Genomic DNA, 14,638 nt, shown 5'->3' with positions numbered 1-14,638 from the left:
CCCACACACGCAGGCACATCATCAAAAGTGAAAGCTCACTACCCCAGAGGGCAGTCCGAATCAGATTGATTCTGCTGCAGAGACTTCGGTTCCAGTGGAAGCGGGGCCGCACCATTTAGAAGATCTTATCTTCGGCCTGGGGCCCGCTCGCTTCGGTGTTTTCCGTCCGAGCAACGAGGACTACTTTACACACAGTTCAGCGCGGGATGCAACTTTGCGCCGAAAGCATTTCCTGAGACCAGAAGATCCGCAGATTCTCGCGCCAAAACGGCCATTCAGCGGACGCGCAGCAGGGCTTATTCACCAATCTGCCACGTGTGAACCGGCTCACCTTTTGCCTGGTTCTCCATGTATTGTTCGAGCATGAGAGCCAGAGCTCGCTGTCTTTCGGGACTGCCCGGAGCAGTTTTCTTCGGCCTGATGCTGCTCAGGGTCCGCAGCTGCCACAGAGCACCGTTCTGCCTGCAGACAGCCCGGCCGTCGATGATTCCCATATAGCGCTCGATGAGCTTGTCGTTCACACCGAGCTTTTCGAGCCCCCTGCGCGCCTGCGGCACCAGGTGCTCGTGCACGAGCTTCGCCACGTCAATTGCACCGAGGGTCGGCCATTCCTGCCGGGCGTACAGGCCGGAGCGGGCGGCCGTCATGAAGTTCTTTTCGGCTGTTCTGAAGGGAAGCCGCGACCACACGGGCCGGGTCTGCTCCCCCAGGAACTTGACCAAGCCGTAGTACAGCGCCGCATCGGCGACCATGTCGACAACGGTCGGCCCTGCCGGAAGCAGTCGGTTCTCAACTCGCACGTGCGCCAAACCGTCGGTGCTGGGGGCATAGATGGGCCTGTTCCACCGCCACACCGTTCCGTTGTGCAGATTGAGGTAGTGCAGAGCCGGCGCTTCACCGCGCATGATCGGCGCACCCGAGTCTTCGCGGGATTCCGGCAGCAGAGCCGGGAAGTAGCGGACGTTTTCTTCAAACAGGTCGAAAATGCTCGTGATCCATCGTTCACCGAACCACACGCGCGGCCGCACTCCCTGGACGATGAGCTCCGGTGGGCGGGTTTCAATGGCCTGGGCAAAAACGGGTATGCGGCTTTCGTGCCACACTTTCCGACCCAAGAACAGCGGAGAGTTCGCACTCAGCGCCGTCTGCACACCGGCAATGGCCTGCGAGGCGTTCCACGCCTGAGCAAAGCGCTGCGGCGGCACCTGCAGGTGCAGCTGCATGGATGTGCACGACGATTCCGGTGCAATGTCCTCGAAATCGTGTTTGAGCTCTTCGCGGTCGGCAAGATCGATCGTGACAAGCTCGCCCCGGCTGTCCATCACCGCATTGCTCAGCGCTTTATAGCGATTCTCCTGGGTAACCCAATCGGGGCTTTCGAGGAACTGCTCGGTCAGCGTCGGCAGCGTGCCGATCATCGCGACCGAAGTGTCGTGTTCAGCCGCGGCACTGGCCGCGCGGTCAAGGCGTTCGCGCAGTCCGTCTTCAAGGTCTTGAAGCCCATCTCCCTCAACTGACAGAACCGGGTGGTTCATTTCGAAGTTGAACGAGCCGATCTCACTTTGGAAGTCGTCGTCATCGAGAGTCTTGAGCACGTCGAGGTTCACCGGGGCCGGCGCCATCTGCGCGTCGACCAGGTTGAGCTCAAGCTCCATCCCTATGGTTCCGCGGCTGACGAACTCCGCCTGCTGCAGATAGGCATCAAAGGTTTCGAGGTCATCGTTGAGCGCACGCCGGTAGTCGGTTCGCTCACGCGGGGTGTAGCGCTCTCGTGATACTGCGTCTCCCATAGATCAAGCCAACCACAAACCCGGCCTTTCAACCAGCCAGAGCGGCGTCGCCTCGGGAGAGCCACCTCGGGAAAGCCGCCTCGGGCAACAACCCGGGACGGTCAGTTCTGCGGGACCGGCGGACCCAGGAACAGCAGGAAGGCGAAAAGAGCCGAGACCAGCACAATGCCGACCACAACAGCCAGGACCGGATTCTTCAGAGCCCACAGGCACAGGCGCTCAAACGGGTTGGCCGGCTGCCGCTGCGATCCAAGACTCCAGGTTTCCGGCAGCAGCCCCCTGCGGCGCGCCCAGATCTCAAACGGAACCGTGGCGTAGGGGATGACGGCCGAACCCAGGCCCAGCAGACCGCGGGCTTTGCCCCAGCGCTCCGAGGTCGCCACGAGCACCGTGACAACGCAGTACGCCAGGAACACGAAGCCGTGAACACCTCCTCCGATGCGCACCCCCAGTTCAGTGGTCTGGGTGACGTACTTGAGCACCATGCCGATGATCAGCATGGTCCAGGTGATCGCCTCGGCAATTGCGAGAATCGAAAACAGCCGTTTCGGTGACATTGACCTTTTCCTTGTTTGGAGTGCTCCTGCGCCGAGGCCGGAACAGAAGCCGGACCAGGCGATGATACTTCTGATTCTCCAGGCTGCGCTGTGCGCAGGCGTCAGCCAAAAGTATGAATCGGCCCCGACGGCAGGCAAAGCCGCTCCTGAGAACCTCGCGGACTTAAGCCGCGCTAAGAAATACTGCGCCTGAGCACCCTTCTACCATTGCCTGTGTGGAACAGAATTCTGCTGACTTCAGTGCCGATTCGGGCTTTGGCACCGACGAGGCGGCGGCTTCGGCCGATCGCGCCTCGACCTCGTGCGGGAACGCTCCCGCCACCGACGACCCCCGCCTCATCAGACAGTGGCGCCGCTACCTGGCAAACGAACTCGTTGAAGAGCGGGTCTACCGCAGCCTCGCCATGAAGAAGACCGGCGATGAGCGGCGGATCCTCATTGCGATCGCCAACGCCGAGCGACGCCACCAACAGCACTGGCGCACACTCCTGGGCCATCACGCCGACAAGCCGGGCCGCCCCGACCTCGGCGTGGTCATTCTGGCCATGTTCGCCCGCATGTTCGGGTCGATCTTCGTACTCGCACTTGCCCAGCAGGCCGAAAGCAGCTCGCCGTACATCGTCGATGAGTACGCAACGGAGCAGATGGCCGCTGACGAGCGCGTGCACGCCGAAGTTGTGCGGGCTCTGGCCACCAAGAGCCGCTCTGACATGTCCGGCAACTTCCGCGCCGCGGTCTTCGGGGCAAACGACGGCCTGGTGTCCAACCTGGCACTCGTCATGGGCGTCGGCGCAGCCGGCCTGACCAGCGGACAGGTGCTGCTGACCGGCGTTTCGGGGCTGTTGGCCGGTGCGCTTTCCATGGGTGCTGGCGAATACATTTCGGTGCGCTCTCAGCACGAGCTGATTGACGCTTCGAACCCCGAACCCGACGCCGATTCGATCTTGCGGGACCTCGACATCAACGCCAATGAGCTCGCCTTGGTCTTCCAGGCTCGCGGTATGGCGGAGGACGAGGCGGAGCTTGCCGCCCGCACCGCCATCGGCAGGGCGCGCACTCCCCACGGCGCCACTTTCCTGCCGAACTCGATTGCGCAGGAAAAACACGAGGGCACCGGGTCAGGCCTGGGCGCGGCGGTGAGCTCTTTCCTCTTCTTCAGCGCCGGGGCCGTCATTCCGATCATTCCCTATTTCTTCGGCCTCGACGGCACGCTGCCGCTGCTGATCTCTGCCGTGCTGGTGAGCATGGCCCTGCTGTTCACGGGAGGTGTGGTCGGTGTGCTCTCAGGCAAGGCCCCGATGCCGCGCGCACTGCGGCAGCTGGCAATCGGCCTGGGAGCGGCCGCCGTCACCTACGCGCTGGGCATGCTGTTCGGATCTGTTGCCGGCTGATCTTCCGCAGCGCGGCCCCGCGTTGCTTTCACAACCTCGGCATGTGTCAGTGGGCCGGGATAGCATTCCTGGCAGAAGCTCAAAGCCGCACTGTGAACTGCCTGTGTCGTATCCTGTTGAGACAGAAGACACACAGAAGTTCACACTGATCTGAGGAGACATCATGGGCAAACTCGCTTGGAAGGTCATCGGCGTAGGCGGAGGCACGCTCGCCGCTATCGCAGCACGCAAGGCAATCGGCCTGGCGTGGGAGAAATCGCTTGGCCGTCCCGCCCCGAACGACCCCAATGACACCGACACAGACATGGCTGAAGTCATCGCCTGGACCATCGTTTCGGGTGTCGGAGTCGCCATCGCCCAGATCGTCGTTCAGCGCTACGCCGCTCAGGCCATCCGCAGCCAATTCGGCAACGAAGCTGTTGCGGAATCCAACTGAGCACCCTTTTCTGTCCATCTTTCTGATGGATTTTCAGCGCCCTTGCGAAAGGGCCCCCTGGAGGTAAAACACACATGACAGCCCTGCAGATCGTCGCAGCGATCATCGGTGTTGCTGCGACCATTGTCGGCTGGACGATGTTCTTGACCCGGATCGGCAAGTTCGTCCAGTTCTTCAAGCTCGGCGCACCCACGCGCGCCGGTGAGCGCACCAGCGACGCCGGCGCCCGCACCGGCACCCTCATCAAGGAGTTCCTGGGGCACACCCGAATGGCGCGACTGCCCGTTGTGGCAATCGCCCACTGGTTCACCATGATCTCCTTCGGCGTGCTCACGCTCACGCTTGCTCAGGCCACCATGCAGCTGTTCAACCCGGCTGCGACCCTGCCGATCATCGGCCACTTCGTGCCCTACGAATGGATCACGGAGCTGTTTGCGATGACCGGCCTGATCGGCATCGTCGTCCTGATCCTCGTCCGCCAGTCCAAGAAGCCCAAGGGCGAAACGCTCGATGAGCAGCGCAAGTCGCGCTTCTACGGTTCGAGCTTCTGGCAGGCCTACTACGTTGAGTTCACCATTCTGGGCGTCTGCCTGTGCATTGCCCTGCTGCGCGGCCTCGAATACGTGCTGCAGGGTCACGAAGGCCAGGCGAACCTCATCCTGCACTTCCCGCTGACCTTCTGGATCGGTGAGATCCTCTCCGGCCTGTCGATTCCGGTGGTGTCGGGTCTCATCGTCGCCATCGCACTGGCGAAGATCCTCATCTCCTACGCCTGGATGGTCACGGTTGCCCTCACCCCGACGATGGGTGTTGCCTGGCACCGCTTCCTCGCTTTCTTCAATATCTGGTTCAAGCGCCACGCAAACGGACGCACCTCGCTCGGCGCCCTCCAGCCGATGGTCTCCGACGGCAAAGAACTCGACTTCTCCGACCCCGACGCCATGGACGACTCCACCACAATGGGTGTGGGCAAGGTCGAAGACTTCACGTGGAAGGGCCTGCTGGACTTCTCCACCTGTACCGAGTGTGGTCGCTGCCAAAGCCAGTGCCCGGCTTGGAACACGGAAAAGCCGCTGAGCCCCAAGCTCATGATGATCAACCTGCGCAATCACTCCGCGGCCAAGTCACCGTGGTTGGAAGCCGCCAAAAAAGCGCAGGCCGAAGCACAGCCGCCGGCACCTCTTGCCGAAGACGCCGACAAGAAGGCCAAGCGCGCGTGGCAGAAGGAAATGGACGCCTACGAAGGCATTTCCGACCCGCACGAAAACCTCGACCTGCTGGGCACCCTGTCAGAGGCCGCACAGGCTGAGGCAGTCCGCCCGCTCGTAGGCGCACAGGACGTTGAAGAACTCGCAGAGCTCGGCGTCATCGACCCCGACGCCCTGTGGTCGTGCACCACGTGCGGTGCCTGCGTTGAGCAGTGCCCCGTTGACATTGAGCACGTCGACCACTTCGTTGACATGCGCCGCTACCAGGTGCTGATCGAATCGGCGTTCCCCACCGAGCTCGGAGGTCTGTTCAAGAACCTCGAAAACAAGCAGAACCCGTGGGGCATGTCCCAGCGCAAGCGCCTCGAGTGGGCAAAGGACCTCGACTTCGAAGTCAAGCAGGTCGGCGCCGACATCGAAGACCTCGGCGAAGTCGAATACCTCTTCTGGGTTGGCTGCGCCGGTGCGTTCGAAGACCGCGCCAAGAAGACCACCCAGGCAACTGCGGAGCTTCTCAACATGGCCGGTGTCGACTTCGCAGTCCTCGGCGACGGCGAATCCTGCACGGGTGACCCTGCCCGCCGCGCCGGCAACGAGTTCCTGTACCAGATGCTGGCTCAGGCCAATGTCGAAGTGCTCAACGAAATGAAGGCGCGCAAGATCGTTGTGACCTGTGCGCACTGCTTCAACACGATCGCCAACGAGTACCCGCAGCTGGACGGCAAGTTCGAAGTCGTCCACCACACGCAGCTGCTCAACAAGCTCGTCCGCGAAGGCAAGCTCACCCCGGTCGCTCCGTCCGAAGGCGAAAAGGTGCAGACCCCGGTCACCTACCACGACCCCTGCTACCTGGGCCGCCACAACCAGATCTACGAACCGCCGCGTGAACTCATCGGTTCGCTGCCCGGTGTGGAGTACCGCGAAATGGAGCGCTCCAAGGAAACGAGCTTCTGCTGTGGCGCAGGCGGTGCGCGCATGTGGATGGAAGAGACCATCGGTTCGCGCATCAACGTCAACCGCACTAAGGAAGCCGTGGCCACCGGCGCCGAGCAGATTGCGGTCGGCTGCCCGTTCTGCCGCGTCATGCTGTCTGACGGTCTAACCGCCGAACAGTCTGAGGGCAATGCTTCCGAAGGCATCGAAGTCCTCGACGTCGCACAGATGCTGTTGGCCGGTGTCAAGCGCGGTCAGGGCGGAGCGGAATCCGAACAGGAACCCGCTGAGGTCTGATCAGCTCACTCACGCATGAAGGGCGCCACCGATTTTCGGTGGCGCCCTTCACGTTGTCTGCGCCCGAACACCTCGTCAATCAGCCAGCCGGCAAGCTGCCCGGCACCTCGCCCCCTCGATCCACAACATCCACCCGCACCCGGCACCTCGTCTGCACCCACACACCGCTCAGCAACAAAAACACCCGATAGCAACGGTGGTTTTCGGGAGTTTCTGTTGCTGACGGGAGTTTTCTTACGGCTAAAGCGCAGATCCCGGCTGATGGGTGCCCTTTGGCGATGCCTGCCGCCCAGGACCCCTGCCGAGGTGCCTTCAGATTCTTCAGCGAACTTCAGTCCAGATTGAACGCAGCTTTGCCACGGAAATCTGGCCGGGTGCTGTCGGTTCGTCGTCCAGTGGGGCGAAAGTCGCAGCGGAGCCGAAGTCCCCGCCGAATACCCGAGTGGTCCGACCCAGGGCGCCCATTGAGATTGCAATGATAGGCACCTCGGCCGTTTCGACAGCTGACGAGCAGACTTCCAAGACCCGCGCAACATCGCTCGGGTCCTGGGGCATGACGGCGATTTTTGCGACATCTGCCCCCATGACGATCATGTCGCGGATCTTCGCCAGCAGAACCCCGGTACTCGGGGTGCGGTCGAAATCGTGGTGTGATGCCACCACCGGAATGCCTGCCTCCCCCGCGTGCTTGCGCAGCTGCTCTGCTGCTTCGCGATCGATTTCAATGTCAACAGCGATCCTCGGGTGCGCTTTGCTGGCCTGAGCAGATTCGGCGCAGCTGATGACTTCGGAGACGACGCCCGCGTAACCTGCTTCGTCGAGGTCAGCCTGCCCACCTTCTGCTGCCGACCGCAGTGTGATGAGCACAGGAAGTTCAGATTGGCCTTGAATGGCACGCTGGGCCATCTTCAACAGCTCGGCACTTTCGGCGCTGTGCTGACCAGCGCCGCCCACAAGCGCGTCGACCCGCCACTCGAAGGCATCGGCGCCAGCCTCTCGGGCGCGCCCAGCCCAATCAACTACCGCACGCGCTTGATCAAGCGTGCGCGGCGAAAACGGCACAATGACCTTCGGCCGATTGTTGTTCTGCGCGGTGGCGGGAATGAACGGAAGGCTGAGCATGATCTCAGCTTAGGCAATCATCCGAACAGGGTCTCGCCGATATAGCCGCCCTCAGACGCTCCGGGCGGAATTGCCCAAACCGTCGAACCGACCGGGAACGTCCATTCGTTGAGCAGGTCGCCTTCTGCCAGGCGCTTTTGAATCGGCTTGTACTGCCGTTCGATATCCGCCTGGTAGCTGGCGAACATGAGCCCGGCATCGTTGATCTGGCGGACACCCTCTACGTCGTCCCGGATGGGCCCCTTGGCCAGCGACTGGTAGGAGTACACCCGACGGAAGATCTGCTCTTCGGGCTTTTTGCCATTGCGGGAGCGTGCCACGTGGCTGGCCGGAGAGATCTTCTTGAAGCCGTCGCTACCTACGGCCTCAAGATCTGGGACGTCGTGCTCGCGTTCGCCCGTGAGCGGCGAGCCGTCTTTCATACGCCGACCCACCGAGAAATCGCGGGCCGGTTCGTCTGCCAGGTCCCAGCTTTCCAGGTCCATCACAATGTCGCGCAGAACGAGCGTCGTACCGCCTGCCATCCAGTCGGGGTGCGCCGAATCCAGGTCCGCAGGCGCTTGACCGCGCGGCGTTTCCACCTGCTTGCGCCCTGAACTGCCGGGCCTTTCGGGTGCGTTCGGATCACCCCATACGAGTGCGGCGAAGTCGTCGGTGTCGATTTCAGGGTTGACGGTGCCGTCCACCTGGCCAAAGGGGTTGCGCACCGTGGTTCCCTTCGGGTCGGTGCCATAGGCTCGGCGGAAGCACTCCTTGGACCACGCGATCTCAGAGAATGCGCGCGAATCCTTCATGAGCATGCGCGATGCGTGGGCGAGTGTCAGCGGGTCATCAGAGCAGATCTGCATGAGCAGATCGCCGCCACACAGTTCGGGGCGCAGCCGGTCGATCGGATATTTCGGCAGCGGCTTCAGCCACCCCGGCACCTTGTCGGCACCGGCGAGTTCAACGACTTTCCTGCCAAAGCCGAAGGTGACCGTCAGCGATGCCGGCTGGGCTGCCATTTCGGGTTCCGTGTCCGCCAGCGGTGCCCGGCCGTCGGTGAGTGCGGCCGCAGCGTCGCTGAGGATGCGCAGCCACCGGCGCATGGCAGCTGCGTCAACGTGATCTTTCAGTTCGACGGCAAGGAAGACGGCGTGCGCCTGCGGAGGTGTTTCCACCCCGGCCTGGTGCGCCCCATAGAACGGCACCGTCTGTTTGCCGGAAAAGCCTGCGCTGTCTTCACCGCCGCGGGCGGCGGCACCCATGACCCCATAGGTGCCGCCGATTCCCGCTGCGAGTCCAGCGCCGGCCCCAATGCCCGAAGCACCGAGGAGTCTGCGTCTGGAGATCTCAGTCATTGTTACTTTTTGCCGTCGCCGTGTTCGTGGTCACCGTGTTCGCCATGGTCGTCGTCGCCGCCCTTGTCGTCACTGCTTTCGTCGTCGCCGTGGTCCATGTGCTCACCGTGATCGTTTTCGCCCGGTGCGTACTCTTCCTTGGCGCCGGTGAATTCACGGGCGGCAGCGGTGATCTCAACATCGCCGGCCGAGGTGCTGAGGGTGATCTTGACTTCGTCGCCGGGCTTGATGTCCTTCTTGAGGTCCATGAGCATGATGTGCTCGCCACCGGGCTTGAGCTCAAGCTTTTCACCGGCGGGGATTACAAAGCCGCCTTCTTTTTCTTTCATGCTCATTCCGCCCTTGCCGTCGGACGTGGTCTCGTGCAGTTCCACGGTTCCGGCAACATCGGTTTCAGCATCAGCGATGATGATCTCCTGTTTGCCTTCGTTATCGATTGTGGCGAAGACACCGGTCATGCCCTTGTCCTTGGACACGGCCTTTGTCCACGGTTCGTCGACCTTGAGAACGTCAGCGGCAACAGGATCCGCACCGCAGCCGGCCAGGGTCAAGGTTGCGCCAGCGAAAGCAGCCAGAAGGGTCTTGCGGAGTTTCATGATTGTCCTTTCGCACCCGCTCATGGGTGCACAAATAGGGGGCATGCGCCCAGGGAAGCGGCGCGCGGCCGCGGAATTTTAAGGCCTGCTCGCGGTCCGTTGCCGCGGGGCAGGATGAGGGCTTCCAGCAGAAAGTCCCGTGCGTGTCACACGGCAGCGGGAGGACCGCGCACCGACACCGAGCTGAAACGCTCCGAGGTGCCTGGATTGCGGGTGCGAAACACACCGGGGCGCTGAACGCGGCGGACTTGGGGCAGCGCACCGGCGAGAAGAACGAAGACGAGCGGGCCCACGACTTCGGTTAGCACCGCTTCGATGGATTGTTCGCCGAACAGCACGAAGCCTGCCGTGAGGACAACGGCAGCGATGTGGGCGGCCAGCATGAGCGGAGCGGAGTGGTCTGCGTGGCTCGCGGCGGAGGGCGCAGCGGTTCCCGCTTCGGGTGATACAAGCCCCATGCAGAGCGCATGGGCGGAAGTCTCCAGGAGTGAACCCGATCCGCGAGGTGTCGGTGCGGCGGTCGAGGCGAAGGTCATGAAAACGTGCAGCAACCACTGTCCTGCTGCGACAACGGCAACGACCGAGAAGATGCGCAGCCGGAGGGCCGAAAGGACGATTCCCAGCCAAGCGGCGACGAGAAAAGCGAACAAGCACGCTGCCGCCGAAGCTGCGCCGCCGGCACCGGTGTGGAACACCAGACCGCTGAACACAGAAAAGAAGGCCGCGGCGCAACCGCGAAGCATGCGAGCACGCCGCATGCTGAGCTTCTGTTCAGCAGTCATGCTCGCATTCTATCGAGCGGCAGACTGCTCTCCACGGCCTGCCGAATTCAGTCGACCACAGCCCCTCTTGTCCGCAGATGTCCGCAGAGCCTCATTTCTGCGCGGCAGTGCCCGTCGTCTGTGCGCGCGGAATAGAGGGGAGCTTGGGGTAACGTTTCAATAACAACGAAACGCTTGCATAACCCCTGGTCAGATGGGGTATTCAGACAATTGTCCAAAAAGTGAGCCGAATCTGATCACGCACTTCCAGCCGCCTGAAAGTGCTCTGTGTTTACAGTGGAACGTTGCCGTCGTCCGATTTTCGGCCGTCGGCGCCAATGCCCGCGCCACCCGGCGCGGATGTGCACAGTCAACCGGAAGGTGGCCACCCAGTGGCATTAGTCCGTGCATCGCACGTCTACAAAGTCTTTGGCCAACACGAAAAAGAAGTCATTCGCCGCATTGAGAACGGCGAAGACCGCGACGACCTGCGCGATTTGGGAACCGCGGCCGTCATCGACGCGAGCTTCGAAGTCGAACGCGGTGAAATCTTCGTCGTCATGGGGCTCTCCGGCTCTGGAAAGTCGACCCTCATCCGCACCCTCAACGGGCTGTGGAGCACCAGCTCCGGCTCCGTTGAGATCGCGGGCAAAGACATCTCGAAGATGAACGCCACCGAGCTGCGGGCGGTTCGCCGTGACCATATCTCTATGGTCTTCCAGCACTTTGCCCTCATGCCTCACCACACGGTGCGCGAGAACGCCGCCTACTCGCTTCAGCTGCAGGGTGTGGACAAGGATGAGCGCCTGAAGAAGGCAGACGAATGGCTTGAGACCGTAGGGCTGAAGGGCTGGGAGGACAAGTACCCGTCCGAACTGTCCGGCGGTATGCAGCAGCGCGTCGGCCTGGCCCGCGCCCTGGCCGCGGAGACCGACATTCTGCTGATGGACGAGGCGTTCTCAGCTCTCGACCCGCTTATTCGCCGGGAAATGCAACAGCAGCTGGCTGAACTCCAGCACACCTTGAAGAAGACGATCATCTTCATCACCCACGACCTCAACGAGGCCATGTACCTGGGCGACCGGATCGCGGTTATGCGCAACGGCCGGATCGCCCAGATCGGTACGGCTGAGGACATTCTGTCCAATCCTGCTGACGACTACGTCCGCTCCTTTATTCAGGACGTCGACCGTTCGCGCGTCTACACCGCGCAGTCGGTCATGGGCCCGCCCACGAAATCGATCTACAACACCGCGGGGCCGAACGTGGCGATCAGGGAAATGCAGGAAGCCCAGGAATCGGCCGTTCTCGTCACCGACCGCAGCGGAAAGCTGCTCGGGCTCGTCACCGACGAGGACGCCGTCGGTGCTGCCAACCGCGGCGAACGCACCCTGGACAACATCATCCGCACCCAGGACATCCTCACCTGCCAGCCGGATGCTCAGATCGCTGACCTTTTCGCTCCGTCTGCCGAAGCCCCGGTGCCGTTGTGCGTTGTCGATGACAAGTGGAAGCTCTTGGGCGTTGTTCCCCGAGTCAAGCTGCTGCAGGCAATGGGCACTGAGTCCACCGCCACCGGCGAACTTCCCGCAGTCGCACCGGTACCGCAGCCAGAGACGAACGATGACGAAGACGCAGATACCGCAACCGGAAAGGAAGCGTGAGCATGAACCCGCTTGAACCCCACCTGCCGCTGGGCGAATGGGTCGACACTTTCCTCATCTGGTTCCAGCAGCACTTCGACTGGCTTCTGTCAGCCATCACCGATGTGCTCTCAAGCATGTACTCCGGGCTGAACTGGGTTCTGGAAACTCCGCACCCGTTCATCATGATCCTGATCTTCGCGGCGATCGCCTGGGCTGCCGCCACGTGGCGTCTGGGCCTTGTCACGGTGATCGGCTTCTACCTCATCCTGGCTCTGGGCCAGTGGGAAAACGCCATGAGCACATTCGCGCTCGTGATTGTGGCGGTGATCTTCGCTCTTCTCATCTCACTGCCGATCGGCGTGTGGGCCGCGAAATCCCGCGTTGTTTCGACCATTGTCCGGCCGATCCTCGACTTCATGCAGTCGATGCCCGCTCTGGCCTACCTGGTTCCGGCAATCGTCATGTTCTCCGTCGGTCAGGTGCCCGGTGCGATCGCAACGATCATCTTCGCGCTGCCTCCCGGCGTGCGCTTCACCGAACTGGCCATCCGCCAGGTTGACGGCGAGGTTGTCGAAGCAGCCCAGGCGTTCGGTGCAACACCGAGCCACATTCTGTTCAAGGTGCAGCTGCCCCTGGCGCTCAAAACGATCATGGCCGGCATCAACCAGGTCATCATGTTGGCCCTGTCAATGGTTGTCCTTGCCGGTATGGCCGGTGCTGAAGGCCTCGGCGGCGCTGTCATCGGCGCTATTTCCCAGCTGGACGTGGCTATCGGCGTTGACGCCGGTGTCGCAGTGGTCGTACTTGCCATCTTCCTGGACCGCGTAACGGCAGCACTGGGCAGCCGCAACAGCGAGCACACCACAGTTTGACCCAGACCGACCGATGAAAGAGCCGTGCAGAGCGAAAGCCGCGCACGGCGCGCCGCTACCGAAGCGGACTGATGTGAAAAAGGAGAGAAACATGAAGTTTCCGAGAATTGCAAAGGTGGGAGCTGCGCTTGCCGCTTCCGCACTCGTGCTGACCGGCTGCGGCAGCGCTGACAGCGGCGACGGCGGCGACACCGCTGCCGGAGACAAGAACTGGGCCGACTGCATCCCCGGGTCCGAAGCCAAGGACGTTTCCGGCGAAGATGCTGACGACAACAAAGAGCTCACCATCGGCGCGTTCAACGGCTGGGACGAGTCCTTCGCCGTGTCGAACCTGCTGAAGAACAAGCTCGAAGACGACGGCTACACCGTCGAAATCAAGGCATTCGATGCTGGTCCGGGCTACACCGCAGTTGCCAACGGCGATGTCGACTTCCTCGTTGACGGCTGGCTGCCGCTGACCCACGCCGACTACATCAAGAAGTTCGGCAACAAGCTCGAAGAGCAGGGCTGCTGGTACAACAACGCCAAACTCACGATCGCCGTGAACGAGGACTCCAAGGCCAAGACCATCGAAGACCTCAAGTCGATGAGCGGCGACTACGGCAACACCATCTACGGCATTGAGCCCGGCGCGGGTCTGTCCAAGGCCGCCAAGCAGGCTGTTGAAGACTACGAACTGTCCGACATGGACCTCAAGCTCAGCTCGACGCCAGCAATGCTGGCTCAGCTGAAGAAGTCGACCGAAGACAAGAAGGACGTCGCCGTGACCCTGTGGCGTCCGCACTGGGCCTACGATGCCTTCCCCGTCCGCGACCTTGAAGACCCCAAGGGCGTTATGGGCAAGGCTGAGGTCATCTACTCGTTCTCGTCGAAGGGCTTCGGCGAACAGAACCCGAAGGTCGCCCAGCTGCTGAAGAACCTCGTTCTGGACGACGAGCACCTGTCCAGCCTTGAAAACGTCATGTTCTCTGAAGACAACTACGGAGGCAAGGAACAGGACAAGGCTGCCCGCGAATGGATGGACGACAACAAGGACTGGGTCGAACAGTGGGAGAAGGGCGAGCTCAAGGGCGAACCCAACCCTGACGCCTGATCGCAGACGTCTGATTCAGCCGACAGGCTGAACTTCTACTAGACAGCAGTGGGGCCGCGGAAAAATCCGCGGCCCCACTGCTGTGTGCGCACGCAGCTACATCTTGAGCCAAATATCCTCTGCGGGCTTTTCGACAGCACCCAGCTGGAGGGCATCGTGCATCCAAGCCGGGCGATCTCCGGTGTCGGGCAGAACAACAGCCGTTTCTGCGAACACAACGCTGAACTGGTGCGCCAGAGCGGCAGCAGCGGTAGCCCAGACGGCACCTCGGCCCTCTGCGTCCGGCTCTGAATCGGCGCCTGCCACAATCAGCCTCTCAATGCCCATGTCCTGCAGTCCCAGGGCGAGGTCGTCATAGGACTCAAAGGCGTCCAGGGTGGGTGAGGCCAGAATAAGATCGTCTGCCGTGGGAGCGGCAGCAACCGGATCAGCGCCTTCAATCGGTTCGGCAAAAGCGGACTGTTCTGCCGGAGCAGTCACGTAGGCAATGACGCCGTCGGCCATACGGGCTTTGTCAAGAAGCTGGATCAGCGGTGTGACGGGAACCGCTGATTCGTGCGTGTTGATGAGCATGAGAGCATCCATGCCCCCATTTT

13 protein-coding genes are annotated in these 14,638 nt (G+C 62.0%); 6 read left to right on the top strand and 7 right to left on the bottom strand.

Annotated features, from left to right (window positions below; genetic code table 11):
* Positions 1-296: 296 nt before the first annotated feature.
* Positions 297-1,790 carry a glutamate-cysteine ligase family protein gene (locus HMPREF3162_RS05025; RefSeq protein WP_070777109.1) on the bottom strand — a complete coding sequence of 498 codons (1,494 nt, stop codon included), beginning with the start codon at positions 1,788-1,790 and terminating at the stop codon, positions 297-299.
* Between the two features lie 101 nt (positions 1,791-1,891).
* Positions 1,892-2,347 (bottom strand): DUF3817 domain-containing protein, encoded by a 456-nt coding sequence (locus HMPREF3162_RS05020; RefSeq protein WP_070777108.1) that lies wholly within the window; start codon positions 2,345-2,347, stop codon positions 1,892-1,894.
* A 215-nt stretch (positions 2,348-2,562) separates the two neighbouring features.
* Between HMPREF3162_RS05020 and HMPREF3162_RS05015 the strand changes: the two genes are divergently transcribed.
* The 3 genes from HMPREF3162_RS05015 (at position 2,563) to HMPREF3162_RS05005 (ending at position 6,612) form a co-directional block, all read left to right on the top strand.
* On the top strand, positions 2,563-3,738 hold the full coding sequence (locus HMPREF3162_RS05015; RefSeq protein WP_371089262.1) for a VIT1/CCC1 transporter family protein: 1,176 nt from the start codon (positions 2,563-2,565) through the stop codon (positions 3,736-3,738).
* Positions 3,739-3,901: 163 nt separating this feature from the next.
* Positions 3,902-4,174, top strand: a complete 273-nt coding sequence (locus HMPREF3162_RS05010; protein ID WP_070575493.1) for a DUF4235 domain-containing protein — start codon at positions 3,902-3,904, stop codon at positions 4,172-4,174.
* Between the two features lie 74 nt (positions 4,175-4,248).
* Positions 4,249-6,612, top strand: a complete 2,364-nt coding sequence (locus HMPREF3162_RS05005) for a (Fe-S)-binding protein (RefSeq protein ID WP_141759545.1) — start codon at positions 4,249-4,251, stop codon at positions 6,610-6,612.
* A 321-nt stretch (positions 6,613-6,933) separates the two neighbouring features.
* Here the strand turns inward: HMPREF3162_RS05005 and aroD are convergent, their stop codons facing one another.
* From aroD to HMPREF3162_RS04985, 4 genes are all read right to left on the bottom strand, one after another.
* Complete coding sequence (gene aroD / locus HMPREF3162_RS05000) at positions 6,934-7,734, bottom strand: type I 3-dehydroquinate dehydratase (protein WP_070777107.1); 801 nt, start codon at positions 7,732-7,734, stop codon at positions 6,934-6,936.
* Positions 7,735-7,751: 17 nt separating this feature from the next.
* Positions 7,752-9,074, bottom strand: coding sequence for a Dyp-type peroxidase (locus tag HMPREF3162_RS04995; RefSeq protein WP_070777106.1), 1,323 nt, complete (start codon positions 9,072-9,074; stop codon positions 7,752-7,754).
* Between the two features lie 2 nt (positions 9,075-9,076).
* Positions 9,077-9,670, bottom strand: coding sequence for a copper chaperone PCu(A)C (locus HMPREF3162_RS04990; RefSeq protein WP_070777105.1), 594 nt, complete (start codon positions 9,668-9,670; stop codon positions 9,077-9,079).
* A 146-nt stretch (positions 9,671-9,816) separates the two neighbouring features.
* A complete protein-coding gene (locus HMPREF3162_RS04985) occupies positions 9,817-10,452 on the bottom strand; it encodes a hypothetical protein (protein ID WP_070777104.1) in 636 nt (211 codons plus the stop codon).
* Between the two features lie 371 nt (positions 10,453-10,823).
* Between HMPREF3162_RS04985 and HMPREF3162_RS04980 the strand changes: the two genes are divergently transcribed.
* From HMPREF3162_RS04980 to HMPREF3162_RS04970, 3 genes are all read left to right on the top strand, one after another.
* Positions 10,824-12,095 (top strand): quaternary amine ABC transporter ATP-binding protein, encoded by a 1,272-nt coding sequence (locus HMPREF3162_RS04980; RefSeq protein WP_070777103.1) that lies wholly within the window; start codon positions 10,824-10,826, stop codon positions 12,093-12,095.
* Positions 12,096-12,097: 2 nt separating this feature from the next.
* Entirely contained in the window at positions 12,098-12,949 is an 852-nt protein-coding gene (locus HMPREF3162_RS04975; RefSeq protein WP_070575476.1) for an ABC transporter permease, read from the top strand.
* A 91-nt stretch (positions 12,950-13,040) separates the two neighbouring features.
* Entirely contained in the window at positions 13,041-14,042 is a 1,002-nt protein-coding gene (locus HMPREF3162_RS04970; protein ID WP_070575473.1) for a glycine betaine ABC transporter substrate-binding protein, read from the top strand.
* Positions 14,043-14,138: 96 nt separating this feature from the next.
* On the opposite strand, the gene HMPREF3162_RS04965 is transcribed toward HMPREF3162_RS04970, so the two are convergent.
* The gene (locus HMPREF3162_RS04965) at positions 14,139-14,627 is read right to left on the bottom strand and encodes a hypothetical protein (RefSeq protein ID WP_070575471.1); all 489 of its coding nucleotides are present in this window, start codon (positions 14,625-14,627) and stop codon (positions 14,139-14,141) included.
* Positions 14,628-14,638 lie beyond the last annotated feature (11 nt).

Source organism: Brevibacterium sp. HMSC07C04 (assembly GCF_001815905.1).
Taxonomy (GTDB): domain Bacteria; phylum Actinomycetota; class Actinomycetes; order Actinomycetales; family Brevibacteriaceae; genus Brevibacterium.
This window is presented reverse-complemented; position numbering and strand designations above follow the sequence as displayed.